We start from the raw sequence: 25,989 nt of genomic DNA on the forward strand, positions 1-25,989 counted from the left end.
GGCCGGATGCCCGAGCCCGGCACCGTTAGCCTCGATACATGGCACGCACCGACGCCCGCACCGTTCCGCTCGATTCCACGTCACGGCAGGCGCTCGCCGCCTCCGGCTTCCGCTATGCGGTCGTCGATCCCGCGGACGACGATGCGGCTCGTGCGTACATCCAGGCGGAGAGTCGCGGATTCCTCGGCGGCGAGCAGTCGGATGACGAGGTGGCCGAGTTCCGCGAGCAGCTCGCGTACCGGCGGTGGGTGGGCGTGTACGACGCCGGGGCCGACGCGGGCTCCGCGCCCGTGGGCACGGTCAACTCGTGGACGGGGGAGCTGAGCGTCCCGGGCGAGCGCACCGTCCCGTTCTGGGCGATCAGCGGCGTGACTGTGTCGCCGACGCGTCGCCGTCGCGGCATCGCCCGGGCGATGCTCCAGGGCGAACTGCGCGCGGGTCGCGATGCCGGCCTCGCGATCGCGGGCCTCACCGTGTCCGAGGCTACGATCTACGGTCGGTTCGGGTTCGCTCCCGCTGTGCGCACCGCCGACTGGGTGATCGATACACGCCGCGCCGGCTGGGCGGGGCCGGATGCGCCGGGCACCCTCGACCACGTCGATCGGTCTGAGGCCGTGGCTCTGCTCGGCGCGCTCCACGATCGGGTGAGAGTGAATCGACCGGGCGAGGTCGATGGGTGGCTGGGGCGCTGGCGCCAGTTCGCGGCCGTGGCTCGCGGCTCGGAGCATCCCGGCCGCACCCGCGCGGTGGCCTACACGAGTCCGCAGGGGGAGCGCACCGGGCTGCTCGTCTACCGGATCACCGAGGACGAGACGGACTTCGCGCGGCACACGCTGGATGTGCGCGCACTCTTCGCGGACGGCCCCGACGCCTATGCGGCACTGTGGCGCTTCGTGATCGAGCATGACCTGGTGCATCGGGTTCACGCGCGGCTGCGGTCGATCGAAGAGCCCCTGCCATGGATGCTCCGCGATGAGCGTGGCCTCGTCTCGACGGTGCGCGACCACGGCTGGCTGCGCATCCTCGATGTGCCCGCCGCCCTCCGAGCGCGCGAATACTCCGCCGTCGCGGACGTCACGATCGAGGTCGCCGATCCGCAGGGCTTTGCGACGGGATGCTGGAGCCTGCAGATCGGGGACGATCGTCGCGCCCTCATCGACCGAACGGGTACGTCGGCACAGGTGCAGCTCTCAGCCGCGGCGCTCGCCGCCGGCTACCTCGGCGGCGTGCGCTTCTCGACGCTGCGGGGAGCCGGTCTCGTGCGCGGCGACTCCGACGCCATCGCCGCGCTGGATCGGGCGTTCACGGCGCCCACGGCTCCCCGACTCGGCATCTGGTACTGACATGCCCGTCGCACTCGTGACCGGTACGGCGCGCGCGGACAGCATCGCCGCAGCCATCGTTCCCCGGCTCGCCGCGGACGGATGGGATGTGATCACCAGCGACCGCGATACCGGCGACTACCCGTGCGACCTGTCCGATATCGCGGCGCCCACCACCCTCATCGAGCGGATCGCACGCGAACGGGGTCCGCTGTCCGCGCTGGTGCTGAGCCACGCCCACGGCGTCGAGTCCGGCATCCTCGATACAACGGCCGAGAGCTTCGATGAGCACCTTGCCGTGAATGCGCGCGCGACGCTCCTTCTGATCGCGGCGTTCGCTCGCCAGGTCGATGCGTCCGGCGGGGCGATCGTCGCATTCACGAGCGACCACACGACCGGCAACCTTCCCTACGGTGCATCCAAGGGCGCCCTCGACCGGATCGTCATCTCGGCGGCCCGCGAACTCGGGCCGCGACTGATCTCGGCCAACGTGGTCAATCCGGGTCCGGTCGACACGGGGTGGATGGACGATGAGACACGGGCGACACTGCTGGCGTATCAGCCGCTCGGAAGAGCCGGAACGCCCCCGGACATCGCCGGCATCACGTCCGTCCTGCTCTCCGACGAGGGTCGCTGGATCAGCGGCCAGCTTCTCCACGCCGACGGTGGATTCTCCGCGCGGTTCTGAGAGGTGTCGGCGTTCCTCGGCGATCAGCCGGCGGCCGGCGCGAGAGCCTTCTTCATGAGCTCGGCGTGCTCGATCGCGTGCACCTTCGGCGAGCCGGTCGCGGGCGACGCCGCGGCGGCACGGGAGATGCGGCGGATCGTGCGACCGTGCAGGTGCTTGACGACCTCGAGGGCGATGAACGGCCACGCGCCCTGGTTCTCGGGCTCGTCCTGCACCCAGTACAGCTGCGCGTTCGGGTAACGGTCGATGACGGCATTGAGCTCGTCGATCGGCGCCGGGTAGTACTGCTCGAGACGCACGAGCGCGATCGACGGGTCGGGGCGCTTGTCGAGTTCGGAGCGCAGATCCCAGTGGATCTTTCCCGCGTGCAGCAGCACCTTGGTGACGGCCGAGGCATCGAGCCCCCGGTCATCGTCGAGCACCGACTCGAAACGGCCGCTCGTGAAGTCCTCGACCGGGCTGGTCGCGCCGCGCAGGCGCAGCATCGCCTTGGGCGTGAAGACCACCAGCGGTCGGCGGGGCCGTGCGTAGGCCTGCCGGCGCAGCAGATGGAAGTAGGAGGCGGGGGTCGAGGGACGTGCGACGATCATGTTGTCCTGCGCGCACATCTGCAGGTAGCGCTCGATGCGTGCCGAGGAGTGATCCGGCCCCTGGCCCTCGTAGCCGTGGGGGAGGAGCAGGGCGACGCTGGATTGCTGACCCCACTTCTGATCGGCCGACGAGATGAACTCGTCGATGACCGACTGGGCGCCGTTGGCGAAGTCGCCGAACTGTCCCTCCCAGAGCACGAGGGCGTCGGGCCGCTCGACGGAGTACCCGTACTCGAACGCCATGGCGGCGTATTCGCTGAGCAGCGAGTCGTAGACCCAGAACTTGCCCTGACGCTCGCTGAGGTTGGCGAGCGGGATCCACTCCTGCCCGTTCGCGCGGTCGTGCATGACCGAGTGGCGCTGGACGAACGTGCCACGGCGGGAGTCCTGCCCCGCCAGGCGTACGTTCGTTCCCTCAAGCAGCACCGAGCCGAAAGCAAGCAGCTCGGCGAAACCCCAGTCGATGGTGCCGTTGCGGCTCATGTCCAGGCGCTTGTCGAGCAGCTGCTGGATCTTGGGATGCACCGTGAAACCGTCGGGCTTGTTGACGAACGCGTCGCCGATCAGGTGCACGACATCGGTCGACACCCCCGTGGTCTCGAGTTCGCCCCACGAGATCTCGCCCGTCTCGTCGGCGGCGGCGTCCGAGACGACATCGTGCGCCCCCGTCTCGGCCGCGTGGGTCTCGGCGAAGGCGACCTCGAGGCGATCCTGGAAGTCGCGCTTGGCCTTCTCGTACTCGGCCTCGGTGATGTCGCCACGACCGACGAGGGACTCGGTGTAGAGGCGGCGGACCGAGCGTTTGGCCTCGATGAGGTTGGTCATCAGCGGCTGCGTCATCGAGGGGTCGTCACCCTCGTTGTGACCGCGGCGGCGGTAGCAGATGAGATCGATCACGACGTCGCGGTGGAAGCGCTCGCGGTATTCGAAGGCGAGCTGGGCGACGCGCACGACGGCCTCGGGGTCATCGCCGTTGACGTGGAAGATCGGCGCCTGGATGGTCTTGGCGACATCCGTGGCGTACACCGAGGATCGGGCGTCCTGGGGGAGGGTCGTGAAGCCGACCTGGTTGTTGACCACGACGTGGATCGTGCCGCCCGTGCGGTAGCCGCGCAGCTGCGACATCTGCAGGGTCTCGACCACGACCCCCTGGCCGGCGAAGGCCGCATCGCCGTGTACGAGGATCGGCAGCCACGAGAAGGTGCCGATGGGCTTGCGGTCCTGTTTGGCCCGCACGATGCCCTCGAGCACGCCGTCGACCGTCTCGAGGTGCGAGGGGTTGGCCGCCAGGTAGACCGGCAGCTCCTCGCCGCCGTCGCTGATGAAGGTGCCCTCGGTGCCGAGGTGGTATTTCACATCGCCGGAGCCGCGCTTGTTGCCGAGCGCGACGGAGCCCTCGAACTCGCGGAACACCTGACCGTAGGTCTTGCCCGCGATGTTCGTCAGCACGTTCAGGCGACCGCGGTGCGCCATGCCGATCGCGGCGCCGTCGAGGCGGGCCTCGGCCGCGCCCTGCAGGATCTCGTCGAGGAGGGGGATGAGCGATTCGCCGCCCTCGAGGCTGAAGCGCTTCTGGCCGACGTACTTGGTCTGCAGGAAGGTCTCGAACGCCTCGGCCTCGTTGAGCTTGCTGAGGATGCGCAGCTGCTCGTCGTGGCCGGGTTTGGTGTATTTGACCTCGACCTTCTGCTGGAACCAGCGGCGCTGCTCCGGGTCCTGGATGTGCATGTACTCGATGCCGAGTGTGCGGCAATACGAGTCCCGCAGCACGCCCAGGATGTCGCGCAGCTTCATCATGCGCTTGCCGCCGAAGCCGCCCGTGACGAACTCCCGGTCGAGGTCCCAGAACGTCAGCCCGTGCTCCTCGATCTCGAGGTCGGGGTGGGTCCGCTGGACGTATTCGAGCGGGTCGGTGTCGGCCATCAGGTGCCCGCGAACCCGGTAGGAGTTGATGAGCTCCTGCACACGCGCCTGCTTGTCGATGCGCTCGGCGACGTCGACGTTGATGTCGGCGGCCCAGTGGATCGGTGCGTACGGGATGCGGAGCGCCGCGAAGATGTCGTCGTAGAAGCCGCGCTGCCCGATGAGCAGCTCGTGCACCTTCTTGAGGAACTCGCCCGATCCCGCGCCCTGGATGACGCGGTGGTCATAGGTGCTCGTCAGGGTGATCGTCTTGCCGATCGCGAGCTCGTTGAGGGTCTTGTCGCTCGCGCCCTGGAACTCGGCCGGATACTCGAGGGCGCCGGCGCCCACGATGCAGCCCTGGCCCTTCATCAGGCGCGGCACGGAGTGCACCGTGCCGATGCCGCCAGGGTTGGTGAGCGAGATCGTCGTGCCCTGGAAGTCGGTCGCCGCGAGCTTGCCCGCCCGCGCACGGCTCACCAGGTCTTCGTAGGCTGCGAGATACTCGCCGAACGCCATGGTGTCGGCGCGCTTGATGCTCGGAACCATGAGCGCGCGCGTGCCGTCGGGTTTGGGCAGATCGATCGCGATGCCGAGGTTGATGTGCGCCGGAGCCACGACGGCGGGCTTGCCGTCGACCTCGGCGAAGAAGACGTTCTGGCTCGGGAACTCTTTGAGTGCCTGGATGATCGCCCAGCCGATCAGGTGGGTGAAGCTGATCTTGCCGCCACGCGTGCGCGACATGTGGTTGTTGATGACGATCCGGTTGTCGATCATCAGCTTTGCCGGGATCGTGCGCACGCTCGTCGCGGTCGGCACGGTCAGCGACTCGTCCATGTTGGCCGCGAGCGCCTTCGGCATCCCGCGGAGCGGGGTGACCTTGTCGGCCTCGAGCGGCTCTTCGGAGGACGTCGCCGACGTGACGGGTGCCTGCGCGGGGATCGGCTGGCGCGCGGCGGGCTTGGCCGTCGTCCGGGCGACGGGCTGCGCGCCCATCACGGGGATGGGAGCGGTCACGGGGTGCGGCTCCGATCCGGCGGAGTTCGACGCGGGCGCCGGGTCAGCCGGGGCGGGGGGTGCGGCCTTCGCGGCGGTCGCCGACGGCGGTGCCGCCTCGGACCTCGGCGCCGTGGGCACGGACTGCTCGCCGGCGCCGGCTGCAGCATCCGTGCCGTTCTCCACATCGACGGGGTGGTAGGCCTCGAGGATCGGCCACCAGGCCTTGTCCACTGAATTCCGATCCGCGGTGAACTGCTCGTAGAGTTCGTCCACGAGCCACTCGTTGGCCCCGAATTCTCCCTCGTTCGAAGTCCCGACGCCCGCCACCTGGCTCGACACGCTCGATCGCCCTCTTTCATCGATGAAGTGTGGTTCGCGCGTGGCTTTCGTGCCTGCCGCGCACGACTACCAACCTATCCCAGAATCCGCGCCCCCGTTCCGGCACGCGCGGCCCTGGCGGGGCCGGGCGGAAGGGTTACCTTAAAGGAATGGACTTCTCCGGTGAACGCCCGATGGTCGATCTGACCTACTCCGATGTGTTCCTGGTACCGCGGCGATCCGATGTCTCGAGCCGCCTGCAGGTGGACCTCGCGCCCGCGGACGGCACCCCGGCCACGATCCCGCTCGTGTCGTCCAACATGAACTCCGTCACGGGCGCGCGGCTCGCGGCGACGCTGGCCCGGCGGGGCGGACTGGGCGTCCTGCCGCAGGACCTCCCGCTGCAGGAGCTCGACTCCGCCATCCGGTGGGTGAAGTCGCAGCCCGTGCCCTGGGACACGCCGCTCGTGCTGCCCCCCGATGCGACCGCCGCCGACGCGCTGCGGCTGCTGCCGGCGACCCCGGGTCACGGCATCGTCGTCGGGGAGGGCGGGCCCCGCGTGCGAGCGGGCGCGATCAACGGCATCGTGCCGGCCGCACGGCTCGCGACCGCGCTGCCCGACGCCCGACTGGGCGACCTCGCGCGACCCGACGCCCCGGCCCTCGACGCCGAGGACGTCACCGACCCCCGCGCGGCGTTCGATCTCATCGTCGAGGCGGGCGTCGATCTCGTCGCGGTCGTCGAGCACGGCCACCTCGTCGGCACGCTCAGCCGCCGCAGCGCTCTGCGCTCGACGCTCTACCGACCCGCCGTGGACGCCGCGGGCCGCCTCGCCGTCGCGGCGGCGGTCGGCATCAACGGCGACGTCGCGGGCAAAGCGCGCGCGCTCGCGGCCGCGGGCGTGGATGTGCTCGTCGTCGACACCGCCCATGGGCATCAGGAGGGCATGCTGAGGGCGCTCCGCGAGGTCGCGGCCCTCGACCTCGGACTTCCGATCGCCGCGGGCAACATCGTCACCGCCGAGGGCGTGCACGATCTCGTCGTCGCGGGCGCGACGATCCTGAAGGTCGGCGTCGGTCCCGGCGCGATGTGCACGACCCGCATGATGACGGCGGTGGGGCGTCCCCAGTTCTCCGCGGTGCTCGAGACCGCCGAGGCTGCGCGCGTGATGGGCGCGCACGTGTGGGCCGATGGCGGGGTGCGGTATCCGCGCGATGTGGCGCTCGCGCTGGCGGCGGGGGCGGCATCCGTGATGGTGGGATCGTGGTTCGCGGGCACGATCGAGGCACCCGGCGAGCTCCTGGTGGACGCCGAAGGCCGCGCCTACAAGGAGTCGTGGGGCATGGCCTCGACCAAGGCCGTGCACGAGCGGTTCGGGCGGCTCGACCCCTACGAACTCGCCCGCAAAGAACTCTTCGCGGAGGGGATCTCGTCGTCGCGGATCTATCTCGACCCGCTGCGTCCCGGCCTCGAGGACCTGCTCGACATGATCACGTCGGGTGTGCGGTCCTCCTTCACGTACGCGGGTGCGGCGTCGGTGCCCGAGTTCCACGACCGTGCGCTCGTGGGACTGCAATCGGCCGCCGGGTACGAGGAGGGCAAGGCGCTGCCGGTCAGCTGGTAGCGGGGATGCCGTCACCCGGTTTTCGGCGGGCGTCCTGCCGTTAGACTGATCGGCACAATGGACGACCCTCCCAGTTGCAGACGCACGCCCCACCGCCCGCTCTCTCGCATCCGAGGGGCTGACGCATGACGTACGACTACATCATGTTGGGCGTGGGGCTTCTGCTGATCGTGGGCACCGGCCTGTTCGTGGCGAGCGAGTTCGCCCTCGTCAACCTCGACCGCGCCGACCTCGAGGCGCGCCGCGATCGCGGCGAGACACGGCTCTCGCTGACCATCAGCGCGCTGAAGATCACCTCGACGCACCTCTCCAGCGCGCAGCTGGGCATCACCCTGACGACGCTGCTGACCGGATACACGATGGAGCCGGCACTGTCGAACTTCCTCCGGCCGGTGCTGACGGGGTGGGGGCTTCCCTCGGGGCTCGTCTCCCCGCTCGCGGTCATCGTCGCGGTCACGGTCGCCACGGTGCTGTCGATGATCGTCGGCGAGCTCGTGCCCAAGAACTTCGCCCTGGCGCTGCCGCGTCAGACCGCCAAGCTCGTCATCCCGTTCCAGGTCGCCTTCACGGCCGTGTTCCGGCCCGCGATCGCCCTCCTCAACGGCTCGGCCAACGGCATCCTCCGCTCGATGGGCATCGAACCCAAGGAGGAGCTCTCGGGCGCCCGCACGGCCGAGGAGCTCTCCTCCCTCGTGCGGCGCTCCGCGAGCGCCGGCGTGCTCGAGCAGGACACCGCGTCGCTCCTGAACCGCACCCTGCTCTTCTCCCGTCTGAGCGCGGCCGATGTCATGACGCCGCGCCCTTCGATGCACTCCCTCTCCCGTGACGACTCGGCCGACGACGTCATCCAGATCGCCCGGCGCACGGGGCACAGCCGATTCCCCGTCTTCGGCGAGTCGCTCGATGACATCGTCGGCGTCGTCCATCTCAAGGCTGCCGTGGCCGTGCCGCGCGAGCGCCGCGCCGAAGTGCCGGCCGGCGCCCTCGCGAGCGAGCCGCTGCGCGTGCCCGAGACGGTGCACCTCGACGGCCTCATCGCCGAGCTGCGCGCGCGCGGCTATCAGCTGGCGATCGTCGTCGACGAGTACGGCGGCACCGCCGGTGTCGTCACCCTCGAGGATCTCGTCGAGGAGATCGTCGGCGAGGTCGCCGACGAACACGACCGCAGCCGCGCCGGCATCGTGCGGCAGAAGGACTCGATCACCTTCCCCGGCAACTGGCGCCCCGACGAGCTCATCGACCGCACCGGCATCCGCGTGCCCGAGGGCGAGGTCTACGACACCGTCGGGGGCTTCCTCATGAGCGAGCTCGAACGCATCCCCGTCGTCGGCGACGAGGTCCGTCTGGAGGGCGGGATGCTGTCGGTGCAGCGCATGGACGGACGACGCGTCGACCGCGTGCGCTTCACCCCCGACCCGGAGCCCGAGCCCGAGGCCGACACCGCTCAGATGACGGGACCGCAGCGCATCCTCAGGGACCGCGTGGCGAGCGAGAGGGGTGCACGATGAGCGATTGGGCCGGAATCATCTGGCTGGTCGTGCTGCTCGCGGTCAACGCGTTCTTCGTCGGCGCGGAGTTCGCCGTGATCTCGGCGCGACGGTCTCAGATCGAGCCTCTGGCGGAAAAGGGCTCCCGCGCCGCCAAGACCGCGCTGTTCGCCATGGAGCACGCGACCCTCATGCTCGCGACCTCGCAGCTGGGTATCACCGTGTGTTCCCTGCTGATCCTGAACGTCTCCGAGCCCGCGATCCACCACCTGCTCGAGATCCCCTTCTCCCTCACGGGCCTGCCCGAGGCGGCGGTCGATGTCACGGCCTTCGTGGTCGCGCTGCTGATCGTGTCGTACCTGCACGTCGTGTTCGGCGAGATGGTGCCGAAGAACCTCGCCTTCACCCTCCCCGATCGCGCGGTGCTGCTGCTCGCGACGCCGCTGGTGTGGGTGGCCCGGATGCTGCACCCGGTGATCTGGACGCTGAACTGGATCGCGAACCACGTGCTGCGCCTGTTCCGAGTCGAGCCGAAGGACGAGGCGGCGTCGACGTTCACGCTCGATGAGGTCGCGACGATCGTGAACCAGTCCACGAGCGAGGGCGTGCTCGATGACTCCACCGGAGCGGTGCTCGCCGCGGTGGAGTTCACCGACAAGAAGGCCCGCGACATCGCGGTGCCCCTGCACGATCTGGTCACCCTTCCCGAGACGACGACGCCGCTCGAGATCGAGCGCGCGGTCGCCACGCACGGCTACTCGCGCTACGTGATCGTCGACGCCGGCGGCGAGCCGGTCGGCTACGTGCACCTCAAGGACATCCTCCGCGAGGCGGATGTCTCCGATGCGCGTCTGGACGAGCCGGTTCCCTCGAAGCGGGTGCACCACATGATCCCCGTGCAGGAGACGACAGACCTCGAGGACGCCCTCGCCACGATGCGTCGCGCCGGCCGCCACCTGGCCCGTGTGCGGGACGGGGAGGGGCGCACCACGGGCGTGCTCTTCCTCGAGGACATCATCGAGGAGCTCGTCGGCGAGGTGCAGGACGCCACCCGGCGCGTCTGACCGCCGGACCGGAGGCCCCGCGCGCGTCGGCGCGGAGTCTCGGAGCCGCGGAGTAGCGTGAAGGCATGCAGGACTCCGGGTCGTGGTCGCGAGCCGACGCCGCCGCGCACCTGCGCGCCGCGGCCGATCGCGACGACAAGTACACCCGCGGCGTCGTCGGGATGCGCACGGGTTCGCCGGCGTATCCGGGTGCGGCCGTTCTGGGTGTCGAGGCCGCGTGGCGCGCGGGCGCCGGCATGGTGCGCTACGTCGGAGAGCCCGAGGTCGGTCGCGCGGTGCTCGCCCGGCGCCCCGAGACGGTGCTCGCCGCGGGGCGCGTGCAGGCCTGGGTGATCGGATCGGGAACCGACCCGAAGCATCGCAGCGCGCAGGAGGAGCGGGCCCTTCGCGACCTGCTCGGTGCAGAGACGCCGGTCGTCGTCGACGCGGGGGCCCTGGATCTCGCCGCCGCAGCGACCGCTCCCGTGCTCGTGACCCCGCACGCGGGCGAGTTCGCGCGGTTGCGACGGATGCTGGGGCTCGACCCCGATGCGGGCGCCGATGTCGACGCGGTGCGCCGCACGGCCTCGGTGCTCGGTGCCGCCGTGCTGCGCAAAGGCGCCGAGACGATCGTCGCGACACCCGGCGGCTGGTGCGCCCGCATCCGCTCCGGAACCCCGTGGCTCTCGACGGCGGGGACGGGAGATGTGCTGGCCGGCGTCCTCGGGGCGATCATCGCGGCGGCGAGCGAGCGCGAGGGATTCGACGTCGAGACGCTCGGGCCGCTGGCCGCGACCGGGGCGTGGGTGCACGGCGTGGCCGGGCGGCGCGCGGCCGGGGATCCGGACGGACACGGCCCCGGGCATCCCCTCGTCGCGCTCGAGGTCGCCGAGGCGTTGCCGCGAGTCATCGGCGACCTGCTCGGCGGCGGCGCGGGCCCGCGCGCCTAGGATTGTCGGGTGTCGAGGCGGGGGCTGCTGTGGACGGCGTTCGCCGCCGTGCATCTGATCGTCGCCGCGCTCGGCTGGCTGCTGCCCAACCAGCCGATGGGCGATGTGTATCTCGTGTACGAACCGTGGGCGGCGTCGACGCTCAGCGGGTCCGGCATCCCGGGCATCCACTCGAGCTTCGTCTACCCGCAGCTCGCCCTCGTCCCGATGCTCCTCGCCGAGGCGCTGTCGTGGGCAGGCGGGTACATCATCGCGTGGGCGGTGCTCGTGACGGCGTTGGATGCTGTCGCCTTCGCCGTGCTCGTCGGCCGTGCGCGATCGCGCGGTCGTGTGCGGGCGGCGTGGTTCTGGCTCGGGTTCGCGCTGCTGCTGGGGCCGATCGGGATGTACCGGATCGACGCGATCACCGTGCCGATCGCGGTGGTCGCGCTGCTTCTGCTGGCCCGCCGGCCGGTGCTCGCGGCCGCGCTCCTGACCGCGGGTGCGTGGATCAAGGTCTGGCCCGCCGCGCTGGTGGCCGCGGCCGCGGTCGCGGTTCGCCGCCGGGTTTCGGTCATCGTGTCCGCTGCGGCGGTCAGTCTCGCCGTGCTCGGTGCGATCGTCGCGGCGGGGGGTGCCGCGCACGCGCTGGGCTTCGTCACGGGACAGACGGGCCGGGGTCTGCAGCTCGAGGCACCGGTGAGCGCGTTCTACCTGTGGCGCGCGGTCCTCGGCGAGGACGGGTCCTTCATCTACTACGACCGCGACATGCTCACCTTCCAGGTCGCGGGTCCCGAGGTCGACGTCGTGATCGCCCTCATGACGCCGCTGCTCGCGTGCGCGGTCGGCGCGGTGCTTGTGCTCGGCGCCATCAAGGCCTGGCGAGGCGCGTCGTTCGCCCGGCTGATGCCGCCGCTCGCCCTCGCGCTGGTGCTCGTGCTGATCGTCGTGAACAAGGTGGGGTCGCCGCAGTTCCAGACCTGGTTGATCGCGCCGCTCGTGCTGTGGATCGTGCTCGATCGCACGGCCGCGCGACTGCCCGCCGCTCTGGCGCTGATCGTCGCGGCCCTCACCATGGCCGTGTACCCGCTGACCTACGGCGGGCTGCTGGCCGCCGACTCCTTCGCCGCCACCGTACTGACCGCCCGCAATGCGCTCGTGATCGGTCTGCTCGTGCTCGTTCTCGTGCACCTCGCGCGCGTGCCCGTGCGGCGGGCCCGCATCCGGCGGCCGGCTGCACCCGGCGCCGAGGCCGACGCGCGGTACGCACCCTCGTCCTGATCCCTTCCCTCGAATCCCCGGAGGTCCTCATGCTCATCGCCTTCAGCGTCGCCCCCAGCGGCACCGGTCGTGCCGACGGATCCGTGCACGACGCGGTCGCCGCCGCGGTGCGGGTCGTCCGCGACTCCGGCCTGCCCCACCGCACGACGTCGATGTTCACCGAGGTGGAGGGGGAATGGGACGAGGTGTTCGACGTCGTCCGTGCGGCCACCGAGGCGGTGCTGCCCTTCGGATCCCGTGTCTCGCTCGTTCTCAAAGCAGACATCCGCCCGGGTTTCACGGGTGAGCTCGACGGCAAGATCGAGCGCCTCGAGCGCGCCATCGACGACACGCCCTGACCTCCGGCATCCCTCGTCGAATCGATTCGATCGGTGCGTTAGACTCGCCCCTGTGACCCCCACTTCTCGCACGCGGGGGGCGGCGGCGTGGGCGCTCCTCTCGCTCGCCGTCGGCAGTTTCGGCATCGGCATGACCGAGTTCACCGTCATGGGCCTGCTGCCCGACATCGCACAGGACCTGCTGCCCGACGTCTGGGCGATCTCGCCCGACCGGGCCATCGCCGACGCGGGCTGGCTCATCACCCTGTATGCGCTCGGCGTCGTCATCGGGGCCCCCACGATCTCGGGTCTCGCGGCGCGCTACCCGAGGCACCTCGTGATCCTCGGTCTGGCGGCTGCGCTGTCGCTGTTCACCACGCTGACCGTCGTGGCGCCCACCTTCGAGCTCGTCGCCCTCTCGCGCCTGCTGGCAGGTCTGCCGCACGGGGCGTTCTTCGGCATGGGTGCCCTCATCGCCGCGGACGTGCTCGGAGGGCGGCGTTCGCCGTCGTCGCCGCGATCTTCGCGCTCGCGGCGGTCATGCTCGCCGTCTTCACCCCGCGCCACGCGGGTGACCCCAGCCGCACCTTCCGCGGCGAGCTGCGGGTCTTCCGCATCGGTCAGGTGTGGCTCGCCCTCGCGATCGGTGCGATCGGATTCGGCGGCTTCTTCGCGGTCTACAGCTACATCGCGCCGCTGGTGACCGAGGTCTCGGGAAGCCCCGAGTGGACGGTGCCGCTCGTGCTCGTCGTGATGGGACTGGGCATGACGCTCGGCAACCTGCTCGGCGGGTACTTCGCCGACCGCGACCTGCGGCGCACGCTGCTCGGCGGACTCATCGCGCTCGCGGTCGTGCAATCTCTGCTCGCCCTGACTGCGGCCTGGATCGTGCCGCTCGTGCTCTTCGTCTTCCTGGTCGGAGCGGCGTCGTCGCTGACGAGCCCCGTGATCCAGACCCGCCTGATGGATGTCGCGGGCGACAACCAGTCCATTGCCGCGGCCCTCAACCATTCGGCCCTGAACATCGGCAACAGCATGGGGGCCTTCCTCGGCGGACTGGTCATCGCCGCCGGATGGGGCTTCGTGATGCCCGCCTGGGTGGGCGTCGCGCTCGCGGTGGCTGGGTTCGGCGTCGCCGTCCTGAGCTTCGGGCTCGAGCGACGCGCGGACGCGCTCGCGCTGGCGTCGTCGTCCGTGTCGGATTCCCCGGAGGTCGTCGAGCGACGCGAGCTCTCCGCAACCGGACCGATGCGCACGCTCTGACCGTGGCTCGCCACCTCGGGGCGGGGCGGGCGGGGCGGGGCGGGCGCCGGGGGCGCGGCGGGCTACGCCGGGGCGGGACGGCGCCGGGCTCAGGCGTCCAAGAGTCGACGCAGGTGCCGGCTGACGGCATCCGTCTCGATGAGAAAGCCGTCGTGGCCGAAGTCGCTCGTGATCACGGTCGCGCGGTCGCCGTCGAGGGTGTCGGGGATGCTGCGTGCGATGCGGTGCTGACCCTCGACCGGAAAGAGCCGGTCGCTGTCGATCCCGAGCACGAGTGTGCGGGCGGTGACCGCGCGCAGCGCCTCTTCGACGCCGCCGCGGTCGCGCCCCACGTCGTGCGAGTTCATCGCCTCGACGAGCGTGATGTAACTGTTGGCGTCGAAACGGCGCGTGAACCGGTTGCCGTGGAAGTCCAGGTAGGACTCGACGGCGAACCGGCCGCCGTGGCCGAGCGGGCTCACTCCCGACTGCCAGGAGCGCTGGAAACGCTGGTTCAACTCGGTGGGGCTGCGGTAGTTCAACAGCGCCATGCGGCGGGCGAGCGCGAGTCCGCGATGGGGACCGTCGCCGTCGGCGGAGTCGTAGTACTCGCCGCGCTGGAATCGCGGGTCGATGGCGATCGCCTCGAGCTGCACGGAGTTCAGCGCGATCTGGTCGGCGGTGTTGATGGGGGGAGCGGCGAGCACCGCCAAGCGCGTGACCCGCTCGGCATGGCCGGCGCCCCACTCCAGCGCGTGCATGCCGCCCATGGATCCGCCGACGACGGCCGCCCACACGTCGATCCCGAGGGCGTCCGCGAGGCGCACCTGTGCGGCGACCTGGTCGCGGATCGTGAGGTACGGAAACCGCGAGGCCCATTCGTAGCCGTCGGGAGCGATGCTTGCGGGACCGGTCGAGCCCTGGCATCCACCCAGCATGTTCGGCGCGACCACGAACCAGCGATCGGTGTCGATCGGGGCGCCCGGGCCGACGATGTCGGACCACCAGCCGTCCGTGGGGTGGCCGGGGGCCGCTTCGCCGCGCACGTGGCTGTCGCCGGTGAGCGCATGGAGCACGAGGACGGCATTGTCGCGGGTGGGGGAGAGCTCGCCCCAGGTCTCGAACGCGAGTCGGAAGCCCGGCAGTTCCTCGCCGCCCTCGGCGCGGAACGACCCGAAGGCCGCGAAGCGCCGGTCGCCCGCCGGGTCGCCGTCGCGCCAGGCGCCGGTGGCGGGCGGGCGGGCGCGCAGCAGGCGTGCGTCGGCCTCCGTCACGGGCGACGCGGGCGCCGTGTCTTCGGAGGTCTGCCAGTCCATCAGGCCATTCTGCCGCGTCGGTCAGCGGGCGGCGCCCACGTTACGCGCCCGCTCCCGCAGCGTTGGGGCGTCAGAACGACGTTGGGGCGCGGAGCAGCGCGCCCCAACGTCGTTCTGACGCCCCAACGCGGGGCATCGTGCGGGCGACGGGCCAGGGCGGGATGTCGTGCCCGGGCGCCGTGCGGCGCCGGGTGCGGGGCCCGAGTGGGCCAACATTCCGGAGGCATTGTGCGCGCGGGGTGGGCGACACTCGTGATCCCGCGGCAGTGGTGCAGGCGCCGCCGCGGATCTCCGGAATGTTGTGCCGCACGCCCGGGTGTCCGGGCGTGCGGCACACGGATTCTCAGGCGCGCGCGGCCTCGGCGACGCGTCGCGCGGCCGCGAGGGCCTGCTCGAGGTCGGCCTTGAGGTCATCGACGTTCTCGATGCCGACCGACAGGCGCACGAGCCCGGGCGTCACGCCCGTCGTCAGCTGCTGCTCGGGCGTCAGCTGCGAGTGCGTCGTCGATGCCGGGTGGATCACGAGCGAGCGCACGTCGCCGATGTTGGCGAGGTGGCTGAACAGCGTGAGCGAATTGACGAACTCACGACCCGCCTCCACACCGCCCTTGAGCTCGAACGAGAGAACCGCACCGACGCCCTTGGGCGCGTAGGTGTTGGCTGCGGCGTACCACGGCGAGGTGGGAAGGCCCGAGTAGTTCACCGAGGCGACATCGTCCTGGTTCTCGAGCCACTCCGCGATCTCCTGCGCGTTCTGCACGTGCCGTTCGATGCGCAGCGAGAGGGTCTCGATGCCCTGGATGAGCAGCCACGCGCTCTGCGGCGAGATCGACGCGCCGAGGTCGCGCAGCAGCTGCACGCGCGCCTTGATCACGTAGGCGAGGGCGTCGCCCACCGCGGTCGTGTAGCTCGCACCGTGGTACGAGGGGTCGGGCTCGGTGAGACCGGGGAACTTCTCGACGTTCTGCGACCACCCGAACCGGCCGCCGTCGACGATGACGCCGCCGATGACCGTGCCGTGTCCGCCCAGGAACTTCGTCGCCGAATGGATGACGATGTCGGCGCCGTGCTCGAAGGGCTTGATCAGGTAGGGGGTCGCGATCGTGTTGTCGACGATCAGCGGCAGGCCGTTCTCGTGGGCGACTCCCGCGACCTTGGCGATGTCGAGGATGTTGATCTTGGGGTTGCCGATCGTCTCGGCGAAGAACAGCTTGGTGTTCGGCCGGACCGCCGCCTGCCACTCGGCCGCGTCGTCCTGGTTCTCGACGAACGTCGTCTCGATGCCGAGCTTGGCGAGGGTGTACTTGAAGAGGTTGTAGGTGCCGCCGTAGATCGAGCTCGACGAGACGATGTGGTCGCCGGCCTGCGCGATGTTGAGCACGGCGAAGGTCTCGGCGGCCTGGCCGCTCGCCACCAGCAGCGCCCCGGTGCCGCCCTCGAGCGCGGCGATGCGCTGCTCGACGACATCCTGGGTCGGGTTCATGATGCGCGTGTAGATGTTGCCGAACTCCGCCAGCGCGAAGAGGTTCGCGGCATGGTCGGTGTTGTCGAACACGTACGACGTCGTCTGGTAGATCGGCGTCGCGCGCGCCTTGGTGGTCGGGTCGGGCTGGGCGCCGGAGTGGACCTGCTTGGTCTCGAAACGCCAGTTCTCGGGTGCGGACATTGTCGTCCTCCTGGTCGGTGGTTCTCGGCCACGTGGCGGTTGCCGGGCCTCAGGCGAGAGTACGGTCGCCGGATGCTGTCAACAACGGATCGGTCATGTTACGTAACCTGCAGGTCGACGCGGCCCCGCCCCGCGTCGTGTCGGGGCTCGGGCGAGCGTTAGCGTGGAGGCATGGCGAACAGACGTGCGGTCGTGACGGGAGCGAGCTCGGGAATCGGTGAGGCGACGGTACGCGCACTGCGCGGCGCCGGGTGGGATGTTGTGGGCGTGGCCCGCCGGGCGGACCGCCTCGCAGCTCTCGAGGCCGAGACGGGTGCCGGGGTGTTCGCCGCCGATCTGACCGCGCAGGCCGACATCGACGCGCTCGCCGCGTGGCTCGCCGATTCCGGACCGGTGCACGCGCTCGTGCACGTGGCGGGCGGCGCCCGCGGCACCGATCGCGTCGAGGACGGTCTCGCCGAGGACTGGACGTGGATGTTCGAGGTGAATGTGCTCTCCGCCCAGCGCCTTGTCGCCGCTCTCATGCCGCAGTTGCGCGCCGCGGCCGCCGCAGACGGCCATGCCGACACGCTTTTCGTGACCTCGACGGCGGCGCAGGTGGCCTACCCGGGCGGTGCGGGCTACAACGCCGCGAAGGCGGGCGAGTCCATGCTCGTGCGCGCGCTGCGTCTCGAACTGAGCGGCGAGCCGATCCGCGTCGTCGAGATCGCGCCCGGCATGGTGCAGACGCCCGAGTTCACCCTCAATCGTCTGGCCGGAGACAGCGCCGCCGCCGATCGGGTCTACGAGGGCGTCGAGGCCCCGCTCGTCGCCGAAGACGTCGCCGATGTGATCGCGTACGCGCTCGGCGCGCCCGGGCACGTCAACCTCGACCTCGTCACGATGCGCCCCGTCGCCCAGTCCGCCCAGCATGTGCTGGCCCGCGGTCCGCTGCGGGTGCGCGGCGCGAGCGAATGAACGGGATGCCGGGGCACGGCGCTGCGGCAGGTGAGGGCGCCGGCGCGGCCGGCCGGAAGGAGCACGGCGATGGCTGAGGCGAGGGGCGAGCGCGAGACGCTCACGTGGGACGGGTTCGGCGAGGCGTGTCGAGATCTGGCGCGGGAGATCGTCGCCGACGCATTCGTGCCCGAGGTCGTGGTCGCGATCGCGCGCGGCGGGCTGCTGCCGGCGGGGGCGATCGCCTACGGGCTCGGCATCAAGAACTGCGGCGCGCTGAACGTCGAGTTCTACACCGGCATCGGCACGGTTCTCGACGCGCCCGAGCTGTTGCCGCCGGAACTGGACATGACGTATCTGGGTGGCAAGCGGGTGCTGCTCGTGGACGACGTCGCCGACAGCGGACGCACGCTCGCCCTCGCCGTGAAGCTGCTGGCCGATCAGGGGGCGATCGTGCGCTCGGCGACGATCTACACCAAACCCGGCACCATCGCCGTTCCCGACTACGCGTGGAAGGACACCCCCCTGTGGATCGACTTCCCCTGGTCGTGGCAGGGTTCTGTGCTTGAAGAGGATGCGGCCTGAGGCGCGCGAGCCGATGGCGCGCACGCTCGCGGATCTCGCTGGCGCGGGACTGATCGACTCCGGCTGGGCGCGGGAACTCGCGCCGGTCGGCCCGCAGATCGCGGCGCTGGGCGAGCGCCTGCGCGTCGAGACCGCGAGCGGGCGGGGTTATCTGCCCTCCGGCGATCGAGTGCTCCGTGCCTTCGCCCGCCCGTTCGACGACGTGCGTGTGCTCATCGTCGGACAGGACCCTTATCCGACACCCGGTCACCCGATCGGTCTCTCGTTCGCCGTCGATCGCCATGTCCGACCGCTGCCCCGGAGCCTGGGGAACATCTACCGGGAGCTGGAGGACGACCTCGGCATCCCGCCCGCACCGCACGGCGACCTCTCGGCGTGGTCCGATCAAGGGGTGCTGCTGCTGAACCGCGTGCTGACCGTCGCCCCGGGGGCCCCTGCCTCGCACCGAGGCTGGGGGTGGGAAGCGGTCACCGAGCACGCGATCCGGGCGCTCGCCGGGCGCGAGCGTCCGCTCGTGGCGGTCCTGTGGGGGCGGGACGCGGCCGGCCTGCGGCCGATGCTGGGCGCGGTGCCGATCGTCGAGTCGCCGCATCCGTCGCCGCTGTCCGCCTCGCGTGGATTCTTCGGCTCACGTCCGTTCTCGCGCGTGAACGAGCTGCTCGAGAACCAGGGATCCGCACCGGTCGACTGGCGGGTGCCCGCGTAGGCTGTAGGCCATGCTCGAGGAGGAATACGACAAGCCCCGCCGGCTTCCCCGTCACCTGCGCCGTCCGCCCGAGCCGGAACGGCCGTTCACCTTCGAGATCCGCCCCGCCGAGGTGCGCGACATTCCCGACATCCGCGAGATCTACAACTACTACGTCACCAACTCGGTCGTCACGTTCGACGAGAAGCGCTGGTCGCTCAAGAAGTGGCGCGAGAAGTTCGATCATCTGACGTCGCTCGGGCTCCCCTTCCTCGTCGCCGAGAGCCCCAGCGGTCAGATCCTCGGATACGCCCTCGTCGCGCCGTGGGCGGGCAAGTCCGCATTCCGCTACACCGTCGAGAACTCCATCTACCTCGGGCACGCGGCGACGGGCAAGGGCCTCGGCCGCGCGCTGCTCGAGGCGCTGATCGCCGCGTGCGAGCAGCAGGGCATCCGCGAGATGGTCGCCGTCATCAGCGACAGAGGAGCGGACGCGTCCATCGCGCTGCACGAGCGGCTCGGGTTCGTCGAGGTGGGCCGGATGGGCAGGGTGGGGTTCAAGTTCGGCCGATGGCTCGGCACGGTCTACCTGCAGAAGTCGTTGAAGCCGGTCAAGAAGCGCGGCCTGTTCCGCCGCTGATCACTCGCGGCCTGCGGTGCCGCGGGCGCGCACCTCGTCGACGAGGTCGCGCCACGGCCCCCGCACGTCCCCGTCCGGCAGGCTCGTCGTCCGCTCGGTCTCCCCGCAGCGGGCGCGAATCGCCCACACGAAGCGGTCCGCGCCGCGGGTCGCGACGTCGGCGGGCTGCTCGTCCCACGCGCAGCGATCGATCAGCGCCGTCCAGAACCGGGCGTCGGGCCCGGTGGCATCGGCGCGCCACACGCGCGGGACTCCCGCCATCCCGCCGCTGCGCGCCACGCGAACCGAGACGGATGCCGCCTCGGCGGCCTCCTGATCAGACGAGATCTCGTCCATCCCACAGGCCGACGTCGATCCAGCCCGCCCGGACCGCCTCGGCCACCTCCGAATTCTCACCGTACTCCGCGACGGCGGCGGACAGGGTGGCGCGGGCGAAGGTCTCGAAATCGGCGGTGGCCGCCAGGCCTCCCGTGAGCGCGTGGTACCAGACCCGCCCGGCCCGCTGCCAGGCCGGCTCGTCGAGTGTCAACGCCGTCACGACGAAGGCGCGGTTGGGGATGCCGGAATTGATGTGCACGCCGCCGTTGTCGTCGTCGGTGACGACGAAGTCCCGCATGTGGGCGGGCTGCGGATCGCGGCCCAGGATGTCGTCGTCGTACGCCGTGCCGGGTGCGCGCATGGAGCGCAGCGCCACGCCCTCGACCTCTGGTGTGAAGATGCCCGCGCCGATGAGCCAGCTCGCGTCGGCGGCGCTCTGACCCCGCAGATGCTGTTCGGTCAGGGCGCCCAGCACGTCGGCGATCGATTCGTTCAGTGCGCCCGGCTGGTCGCGGTACACGAGGTCGGCGGTGTGCTGGATGACACCGTGGGCGAGCTCGTGTCCGATCACCGAGACGGATCCGGTGAAACCCGTGAACACCTCCCCGTCCCCGTCGCCGAAGACCATGCGCCCGCCGTCCCAGAACGCGTTGTCGTAGTCGCGTCCGTAGTGCACGGTTGCGCGCAGGGTCGCGCCGCGCCCGTCGATGGAGACCCGCTCGAACGCGTCGAGAAGCATGTCGAAGGTGGCGCCGAGGCCCTCGAACGCCTGGTTGACGGCGATGTCGTCGACGGGGCCGGTGTCTTCGGTGCGCACGGTCACCCCCGGCAGCACCTCGAGGCGCTGGGCGTCGCTGATGACCCGGTCGGGCGCGTCGCGCACCTGCGCGACGAGCGCCCCCTCACCATCGACCGTGAGCTCCATCGCCGTCCGTCGCGTGCGCAGCACGGGATCGTGCGCCAGCGTCTGGCGCGCGGCGTGGCGGGCGACCGCGAATCGCTCCGGCGCCTGGTCTGCGATGCGGGCGAGCAGGTAGGGCGGCACGATGCCGCGGCGGGGGGCGGACACAGGAGCGAGCGGCGGCGTGGTCATGGGTCGAGGGTACGGCGGGTACCCGACATCGACCGTGGCGGCGCGGCCGCCCTCAGTCGAGCGGCGAGGCGGGATCGATGGTGGGGATCGAATCCAGCAGGCGTCTGGTGTACGCCACCTGCGGCTCCAGCAGCACGCGTTCGGTGGGCCCCTCCTCGACGATGCGGCCGTCCTTCATCACGACGACGGTGTCGCAGAGATTCTGCACGACGCCGATGTCGTGCGACACCATCAGCAGCGCCATCCCCGTCCGCCGCCGCAGCTCGCGCAGCAGCTCGAGGATCTGGGCGCGGACCGTCACATCGAGGGCGGAGAGCGGTTCGTCGCCCACCAGCAGGCGTGGGCGGTGCACGATCGCACGCGCGATTGCGATGCGCTGACGCTGGCCCCCGGAGAACTCGTGCGGAAAGCGTTCCGCCATCGACGGCTCGAGCCCGACCTGATCGAGCACCTCGCGCACGCGCGCTCGGCGGTCGCCCTCGATGTCCAGGGCCCACAGCGGCTCGCCGACGATGCGTCCCACGCTCATCCGGGGGTCCAGCGAGGCGTACGGGTCCTGGAACACGATCCCCGTCTGCCGGCGCAGCCAATGCAGCGACCGAGCGGAGGCCCGGGCGTCGACGGGGCGCCCGTCGAAGGACACGGTTCCCGACGTCGGCAGGTCCAGGGCGAGCGCCAGCCGCACCAGCGTGGACTTGCCCGACCCGGACTCGCCGATCACGCCGACCGCCTCGCCCTCGCGCACATCGACATCCGCGTCGACCAGGGCGGTCGCCGTGCGTCGCCGCCCGATGAGCGAGTCTCGGGGCAGCGTGTGCACGCGCGTCAGGCCCCGCGCCTGGAGCAGGATGCCGGAACTCACGGTGCACCGCCGTCCCGGCGATCGGCCGACCGCCAGAGCGTCGCCGTCGCGTCACGCAGAAGTCCCTGCGTCACGGGGGAGACCGGTCGCGAGAGCAGGTCGGCGACGGGGGCGTCCTCGGCGACCCGTCCGTGCTCGAGCACGACGCCGTGCGTCGCGATCCGGGCGAGGACGGCGAGATCGTGGGTGATGAAGACCAGCGACATCCGGTCGTCGCGCACGAGTTGCGTGAGCAGGTCGAGCACGTCGGCCTGGATGGTGACATCGAGCGCCGTCGTCGGCTCATCGGCGATGAGCAGCCGAGGCCGGCAGGCGAGCGCCATGGCGATGGCGACGCGTTGGCGCTGGCCGCCGGAGAGCTGGTGGGGATAGCGCGAGACGATGTGCTCGGGGCCGGGAAGGCTCACCCGCCGGGCCTGCGCGAGGGCCCGATCGTTCGCGGTACGGCGTGAGACCCGTTCGTGGATGCGGATCGACTCCGCGATCTGACGACCCACCGGGCGAATGGGATTCAGCGCGGTGCGGGGCTCCTGGAACACGATTCCGATCTGGTCGCCGCGTATCGCCGCGAGTTCGCGCTCGGACAGCCCGATCAGCTCGCGTCCATCCCAGCGCACGCTGCCCGATGCGGTGGCGCCTTCCGGCAGCAGGCCCAGGATCGCCAGCGCGGTCAGGGACTTCCCCGACCCCGACTCGCCGATCAGACCCACGCGTGCGCCGTCGGGTACGTCGAAGGAGACGCCGTCGACGACCCGTCGCCCGGCGACGTCGACACTCAGGTCGCGCACCTCCAGGCTCACGAGACCACCGCCGGGGTGTGTGCGCGCGCCTCTCGCGCGGCTCCGCGGGCGTCCCGGAGGGTCGGGTCGGTCGCCTCGCGAACGGCGTCGCCCAACAGGTTCAGGCCGAGCACGGTCACCGTGATCACGAGGCCGGGCGTGAGCACCGAGAGCGGGTAGACCTGGATGTAGCTCTGCAGGTCTGCCAGCAGTCGCCCCCACGACGGTTCGGTGACGGACGCACCGAACCCGAGGTAGGACAGCCCCGCCTCGGCCAGCACGGCGACGGCCATCGACCACGACAGCTGCACGATGAAGACCGGCGCGACGTTCGGCAGCAGATGACGGAGGAGATTCTGCGACGGCGTGAGGCCGGCCGCGCGTCCCGCGAGCACGAAGTCGCTGTGCAGGACGCGGCGCAGCTCCGGGCGCGTGACGCGGGCGATGTTGACCCCGAACCCGATACCCACCGCCCACACGACGACCCAGAGCGACCCGCCCCACACCGACGAGATCATCATCGCGATCAGCAGCACGGGAAAGGCGATCAGGATGTCCACGAGCACGGCGACCGATTCGCGCACCCAGCGCGCGGCCAGCGCGCCGGCCGCGGCGAGGGCGAGGCCCACGAGCGTGGCGACGGCGCCCGCACCCGCGGCGACCGCGACGGTGGTGCGGGCGCCCGCCATGAGCATGCTGAGGATGTCGCGGCCGGTGTTGTCGGTTCCGAGCAGGTGCGGCCACCCCGGCGCGGACCAGCGCGCGGCGATGTCCACCCGCTGCGGGTCGAAGGGAGTCCAGATCAGCGAGACGAGGGCGGTGAGACCGATGGCGGCCACCACGAGCAGCCCGAACCGACCCGTCGACAGATTCCACAGGCGCGACAGCCACCGCGCTCTCATGCCGCCTCCCGCAGTCGCGGGTCCAGTGCACGGTGCACGAGATCGACGACGAACCCGAGCACCAGGACGAAGCCGGTCAGCACCAGCAGCTCTCCCTGGACCTTCTCGAGGTCGCGGGCCCCGACATCCGTCACCAGCATGCGTCCGATCCCCGGCAGCGCGAAGAGCTGCTCGATGACGACCGAGCCCACGATGATGCCGGCCACCTGAAGCGCGAGGACGGTGATCACCGAGAGTGCGACGTTCGGCAGCCCGTGCCGGACGAGCGCTTGATCTCGGGTGAGGCCCTTCGCCGCGGCGGTGCGCACGTAATCCTGGCCGACGGCCTGCAGCGTCGCGCTGCGCACGAATCGCATGAGCATCGCCCCCTCGATGACGCCGATCGTGAGCGCGGGGAGCACCAGCGCGCGCACGGCGGCGGCGGGATCATCCCATCCCGCCCGCGGAAATCCCTGGGCCGGGAGCCAGCCCAGCCACACCGCGAAGACGACGACACCCAGCATCCCGGCCCAGACGACCGGCACGGCAGCGAGTGTCTGGGCCCCGACGCTCAGTCCGGTCGCGCCGGCCCGGCCGCGCCGCATGGCCGCGAGCACACCGAGCGGCAGCGCGATCAGCATCGCGATCAGCAGCGCCAGCAGTCCCAGCGGCACCGTCACCTGCGCCTTCTGCCACAGCTCATCGGCCACCGATGACCCGGTGAGGAACGAGGTGCCGAGGTCGCCCCGCAGAACTCCGCCGATCCAGTCGAGGTACTGCACCACGAGAGGGCGATCCAGACCCAGACGCACGCGGATGGCGGCGACCTGTTCGGGGGTGCCCTGCGTGCCCGCGATCATCTGGGCGACATCGCCGGGCAGCACGCGCAGTGTCACGAAGATCAGCACGCTCGCGACCAGAAGCCCCACGATCAGGAGGGCCGTGCGGGTCGCGGCGTAACGGATCACGTCAGTCGCTGAGCTTGCCGAGCCCCGCGACGTTCAGGCGCTCGTTGACGTTCACCGACGGCATGCCGACGACGTCCGAGCCCACCGCGAGCACGGACGCGCCGTTGTAGAGCCAGTCCGCGGCCATGTCCTCCGAGACGATGCGCGCGGCCTCGGCCAGCAGCTCGGCCGCCTCCTCCTCGTCGACGGCGACGAGGGACTGCGCGTACAGCTCCTGCACCTCGGCGTTGTCGTAGGTGAAGTAGTAGTCCGGATCGGCCCAGTTCTCGAAGTCGCGCGACTCCGTGTGGAGCACGAAACTGAGGTCGTAGTCCTGATTGGTGTAGACATCCTGCAGCCATGCGGCGAACTCGACCGAGTCGACCTCCAGCTCGATGCCCACGTCGCCGAGCTGCGAGATCAGGATCTGCGGGATCGTGGTGGTGTAGAACGAGGGGATCGTGAGGGTCAGCTCGAGGTCCTCGGCGCCGGCTTCGGCGAGCAGCTCGCGCGCACCCTCGGGGTCGTAGGGCACGAGGTCGGAGAGATCCTCGTATCCGGGGTCGAGCTCGGGGATCGGGCCGTACATGGTCTGCCCGGCCCCGAGCGCCTCGATGATCGCGTCGTGGTCGATGGCGCGGCGGATCGCCTCGCGCACGCGGATGTCATCGAGCGGCGCCTGGCGGCTGTTCATCGCCAGCGTGCCCTTGTCGGTCGACTGTCCCGTCACGAGGGCGAAGTCGCCGTTCGCCTCCACCTGGTCGGCGAGGGTCGCATCGAAACCGGTGAGTACGTCGACCTCGCCCGCAAGGGCCGCGTTCAGGGCCGCCGTGGGGTCGGGGATGTAGTCGAACACGACCTCGGCGGAGGCCGCGGGGTCGCCCCAGTATGCGTCGTTGCGCACGAAGGTGATGCTGTCGCCCTGGCGCCAGCTGGTCAGGAGGAACGGTCCCGTGCCGTTCGCGTCCGTCGCACGCTCAGTCGTGTCGCCCTCCTTGAAGACGAGACCCGCGCGCCCGGAGAGGGTCCACAGCAGCCGGGAGTCGGGCTCGGACAGGGTGAGGACGACATCCTGGCCGTTCGCGGTGATGGCGCTCACCTTCGCCAGGCGCGAGGAGTCGACGAATTCGGGGTCGTCCCGCACCGCCTGGATCGAGGTGACGACATCCTGCGGGGTGAGCGGCTGGCCGTCGTGGAAGGTCACGCCCTCTCGCACCGTGAAGGTGTAGGTCAGGCCGTCATCCGACACGGTGTAGTCGCTCGCAAGCGTCGGCACGATCTGCTGGTCGGGCGTTCGCGAGACGAGACCCTGATAGACGTTGTCGATGAGGATCTGATCGAGCGCCGCGCCGGAGGTGGTGCGGATGTCGAGGTTGCTCGGCTCGAGCACGAGACGCACGATCACCGACGCGTCCGTGTCGGGCGCCCCCGTGGCCGTGGGGGTGGGGTCGGTCTCGCCGGCCGTGCACGAAACGAGGGCCAGGGCGAGCGCGGCGAGGCCGGCGACGCCCAGGAGTGCAGGACGGCGGAGCATGGGG

At 70.7% G+C, this 25,989-nt stretch carries 22 protein-coding genes and 1 pseudogene; 13 read left to right on the top strand and 10 right to left on the bottom strand.

Annotation, left to right across the window (positions count from 1 at the left end; translation table 11 throughout):
* Positions 1–38: 38 nt before the first annotated feature.
* A complete protein-coding gene (locus DI573_RS02635; protein WP_292810342.1) occupies positions 39–1,343 on the top strand; it encodes a GNAT family N-acetyltransferase in 1,305 nt (434 codons plus the stop codon).
* A gap of 1 nt (position 1,344) precedes the next feature.
* Positions 1,345–2,010, top strand: coding sequence for an SDR family oxidoreductase (locus DI573_RS02640; protein ID WP_292810344.1), 666 nt, complete (start codon positions 1,345–1,347; stop codon positions 2,008–2,010).
* Positions 2,011–2,033: 23 nt separating this feature from the next.
* Here DI573_RS02640 and DI573_RS02645 read toward each other — a convergent pair whose 3' ends face one another.
* Entirely contained in the window at positions 2,034–5,840 is a 3,807-nt protein-coding gene (locus DI573_RS02645; protein WP_292810346.1) for a multifunctional oxoglutarate decarboxylase/oxoglutarate dehydrogenase thiamine pyrophosphate-binding subunit/dihydrolipoyllysine-residue succinyltransferase subunit, read from the bottom strand.
* A gap of 149 nt (positions 5,841–5,989) precedes the next feature.
* Here DI573_RS02645 and DI573_RS02650 point away from each other — a divergent pair, with 149 nt between their 5' ends.
* The 7 genes and pseudogenes from DI573_RS02650 to DI573_RS02680 all read left to right on the top strand — a co-directional run bounded on the left by DI573_RS02650 (position 5,990) and on the right by DI573_RS02680 (position 13,764).
* Entirely contained in the window at positions 5,990–7,444 is a 1,455-nt protein-coding gene (locus tag DI573_RS02650) for a GuaB1 family IMP dehydrogenase-related protein (RefSeq protein WP_292810348.1), read from the top strand.
* 125 nt (positions 7,445–7,569) lie between these two features.
* Complete coding sequence (locus DI573_RS02655; RefSeq protein WP_292810350.1) at positions 7,570–8,952, top strand: hemolysin family protein; 1,383 nt, start codon at positions 7,570–7,572, stop codon at positions 8,950–8,952.
* The gene (locus DI573_RS02660; protein ID WP_292810352.1) at positions 8,949–9,995 is read left to right on the top strand and encodes a hemolysin family protein; all 1,047 of its coding nucleotides are present in this window, start codon (positions 8,949–8,951) and stop codon (positions 9,993–9,995) included. Before DI573_RS02655 ends, DI573_RS02660 begins: the two co-directional genes overlap by 4 nt.
* Before the next feature lie 65 nt (positions 9,996–10,060).
* Complete coding sequence (locus tag DI573_RS02665) at positions 10,061–10,924, top strand: ADP/ATP-dependent (S)-NAD(P)H-hydrate dehydratase (protein ID WP_292810354.1); 864 nt, start codon at positions 10,061–10,063, stop codon at positions 10,922–10,924.
* A gap of 9 nt (positions 10,925–10,933) precedes the next feature.
* Positions 10,934–12,184, top strand: coding sequence for a hypothetical protein (locus tag DI573_RS02670; RefSeq protein ID WP_292810356.1), 1,251 nt, complete (start codon positions 10,934–10,936; stop codon positions 12,182–12,184).
* 29 nt (positions 12,185–12,213) lie between these two features.
* On the top strand, positions 12,214–12,522 hold the full coding sequence (locus tag DI573_RS02675) for a thiamine-binding protein (RefSeq protein ID WP_292810358.1): 309 nt from the start codon (positions 12,214–12,216) through the stop codon (positions 12,520–12,522).
* 52 nt (positions 12,523–12,574) lie between these two features.
* Positions 12,575–13,764 (top strand): annotated as a pseudogene (locus DI573_RS02680) (MFS transporter).
* A gap of 89 nt (positions 13,765–13,853) precedes the next feature.
* On the opposite strand, the gene DI573_RS02685 reads toward DI573_RS02680, so the two are convergent.
* Positions 13,854–15,059 (bottom strand): homoserine O-acetyltransferase, encoded by a 1,206-nt coding sequence (locus tag DI573_RS02685; RefSeq protein ID WP_292810359.1) that lies wholly within the window; start codon positions 15,057–15,059, stop codon positions 13,854–13,856.
* Between the two features lie 343 nt (positions 15,060–15,402).
* Positions 15,403–16,725, bottom strand: coding sequence for a bifunctional o-acetylhomoserine/o-acetylserine sulfhydrylase (locus DI573_RS02690; RefSeq protein WP_292810362.1), 1,323 nt, complete (start codon positions 16,723–16,725; stop codon positions 15,403–15,405).
* A gap of 171 nt (positions 16,726–16,896) precedes the next feature.
* Between DI573_RS02690 and DI573_RS02695 the strand changes: the two genes are divergently transcribed.
* The 4 genes from DI573_RS02695 (at position 16,897) to DI573_RS02710 (ending at position 19,571) form a co-directional block, all read left to right on the top strand.
* Entirely contained in the window at positions 16,897–17,682 is a 786-nt protein-coding gene (locus tag DI573_RS02695; protein WP_292810364.1) for an SDR family oxidoreductase, read from the top strand.
* A 69-nt stretch (positions 17,683–17,751) separates the two neighbouring features.
* Positions 17,752–18,246: a phosphoribosyltransferase gene (locus DI573_RS02700; protein ID WP_292810366.1), complete on the top strand. Its 495-nt coding sequence runs from the start codon at positions 17,752–17,754 to the stop codon at positions 18,244–18,246.
* A gap of 13 nt (positions 18,247–18,259) precedes the next feature.
* Positions 18,260–18,952 (top strand): uracil-DNA glycosylase, encoded by a 693-nt coding sequence (locus DI573_RS02705; protein WP_292810368.1) that lies wholly within the window; start codon positions 18,260–18,262, stop codon positions 18,950–18,952.
* Between the two features lie 10 nt (positions 18,953–18,962).
* Positions 18,963–19,571 carry a GNAT family N-acetyltransferase gene (locus tag DI573_RS02710; RefSeq protein WP_292810370.1) on the top strand — a complete coding sequence of 203 codons (609 nt, stop codon included), beginning with the start codon at positions 18,963–18,965 and terminating at the stop codon, positions 19,569–19,571.
* On the opposite strand, the gene DI573_RS02715 is transcribed toward DI573_RS02710, so the two are convergent.
* The 7 genes from DI573_RS02715 to DI573_RS02745 are packed head-to-tail and all read right to left on the bottom strand — an operon-like array spanning position 19,572 to position 25,985.
* Positions 19,572–19,907, bottom strand: coding sequence for a protealysin inhibitor emfourin (locus DI573_RS02715; protein ID WP_292810372.1), 336 nt, complete (start codon positions 19,905–19,907; stop codon positions 19,572–19,574).
* Positions 19,888–20,982 (bottom strand): M4 family metallopeptidase, encoded by a 1,095-nt coding sequence (locus tag DI573_RS02720; RefSeq protein WP_292810374.1) that lies wholly within the window; start codon positions 20,980–20,982, stop codon positions 19,888–19,890. The genes DI573_RS02715 and DI573_RS02720 overlap by 20 nt, the downstream gene beginning before the upstream one ends.
* Before the next feature lie 52 nt (positions 20,983–21,034).
* Positions 21,035–21,844, bottom strand: coding sequence for an ATP-binding cassette domain-containing protein (locus DI573_RS02725; RefSeq protein WP_292810376.1), 810 nt, complete (start codon positions 21,842–21,844; stop codon positions 21,035–21,037).
* Complete coding sequence (locus DI573_RS02730; RefSeq protein ID WP_292810378.1) at positions 21,841–22,644, bottom strand: ABC transporter ATP-binding protein; 804 nt, start codon at positions 22,642–22,644, stop codon at positions 21,841–21,843. Before DI573_RS02730 ends, DI573_RS02725 begins: the two co-directional genes overlap by 4 nt.
* The gene (locus DI573_RS02735) at positions 22,641–23,525 is read right to left on the bottom strand and encodes an ABC transporter permease (RefSeq protein ID WP_292810380.1); all 885 of its coding nucleotides are present in this window, start codon (positions 23,523–23,525) and stop codon (positions 22,641–22,643) included. Before DI573_RS02735 ends, DI573_RS02730 begins: the two co-directional genes overlap by 4 nt.
* Entirely contained in the window at positions 23,522–24,472 is a 951-nt protein-coding gene (locus tag DI573_RS02740; RefSeq protein ID WP_292810382.1) for an ABC transporter permease, read from the bottom strand. Before DI573_RS02740 ends, DI573_RS02735 begins: the two co-directional genes overlap by 4 nt.
* 1 nt (position 24,473) lies before the next feature.
* Positions 24,474–25,985 carry an ABC transporter substrate-binding protein gene (locus tag DI573_RS02745; protein ID WP_292810385.1) on the bottom strand — a complete coding sequence of 504 codons (1,512 nt, stop codon included), beginning with the start codon at positions 25,983–25,985 and terminating at the stop codon, positions 24,474–24,476.
* Between the last annotated feature and the right edge of the window lie 4 nt (positions 25,986–25,989).

The sequence above is a fragment of the Microbacterium sp. genome, from assembly GCF_003248605.1.
Taxonomy (GTDB): Bacteria; Actinomycetota; Actinomycetes; order Actinomycetales; family Microbacteriaceae; genus Microbacterium.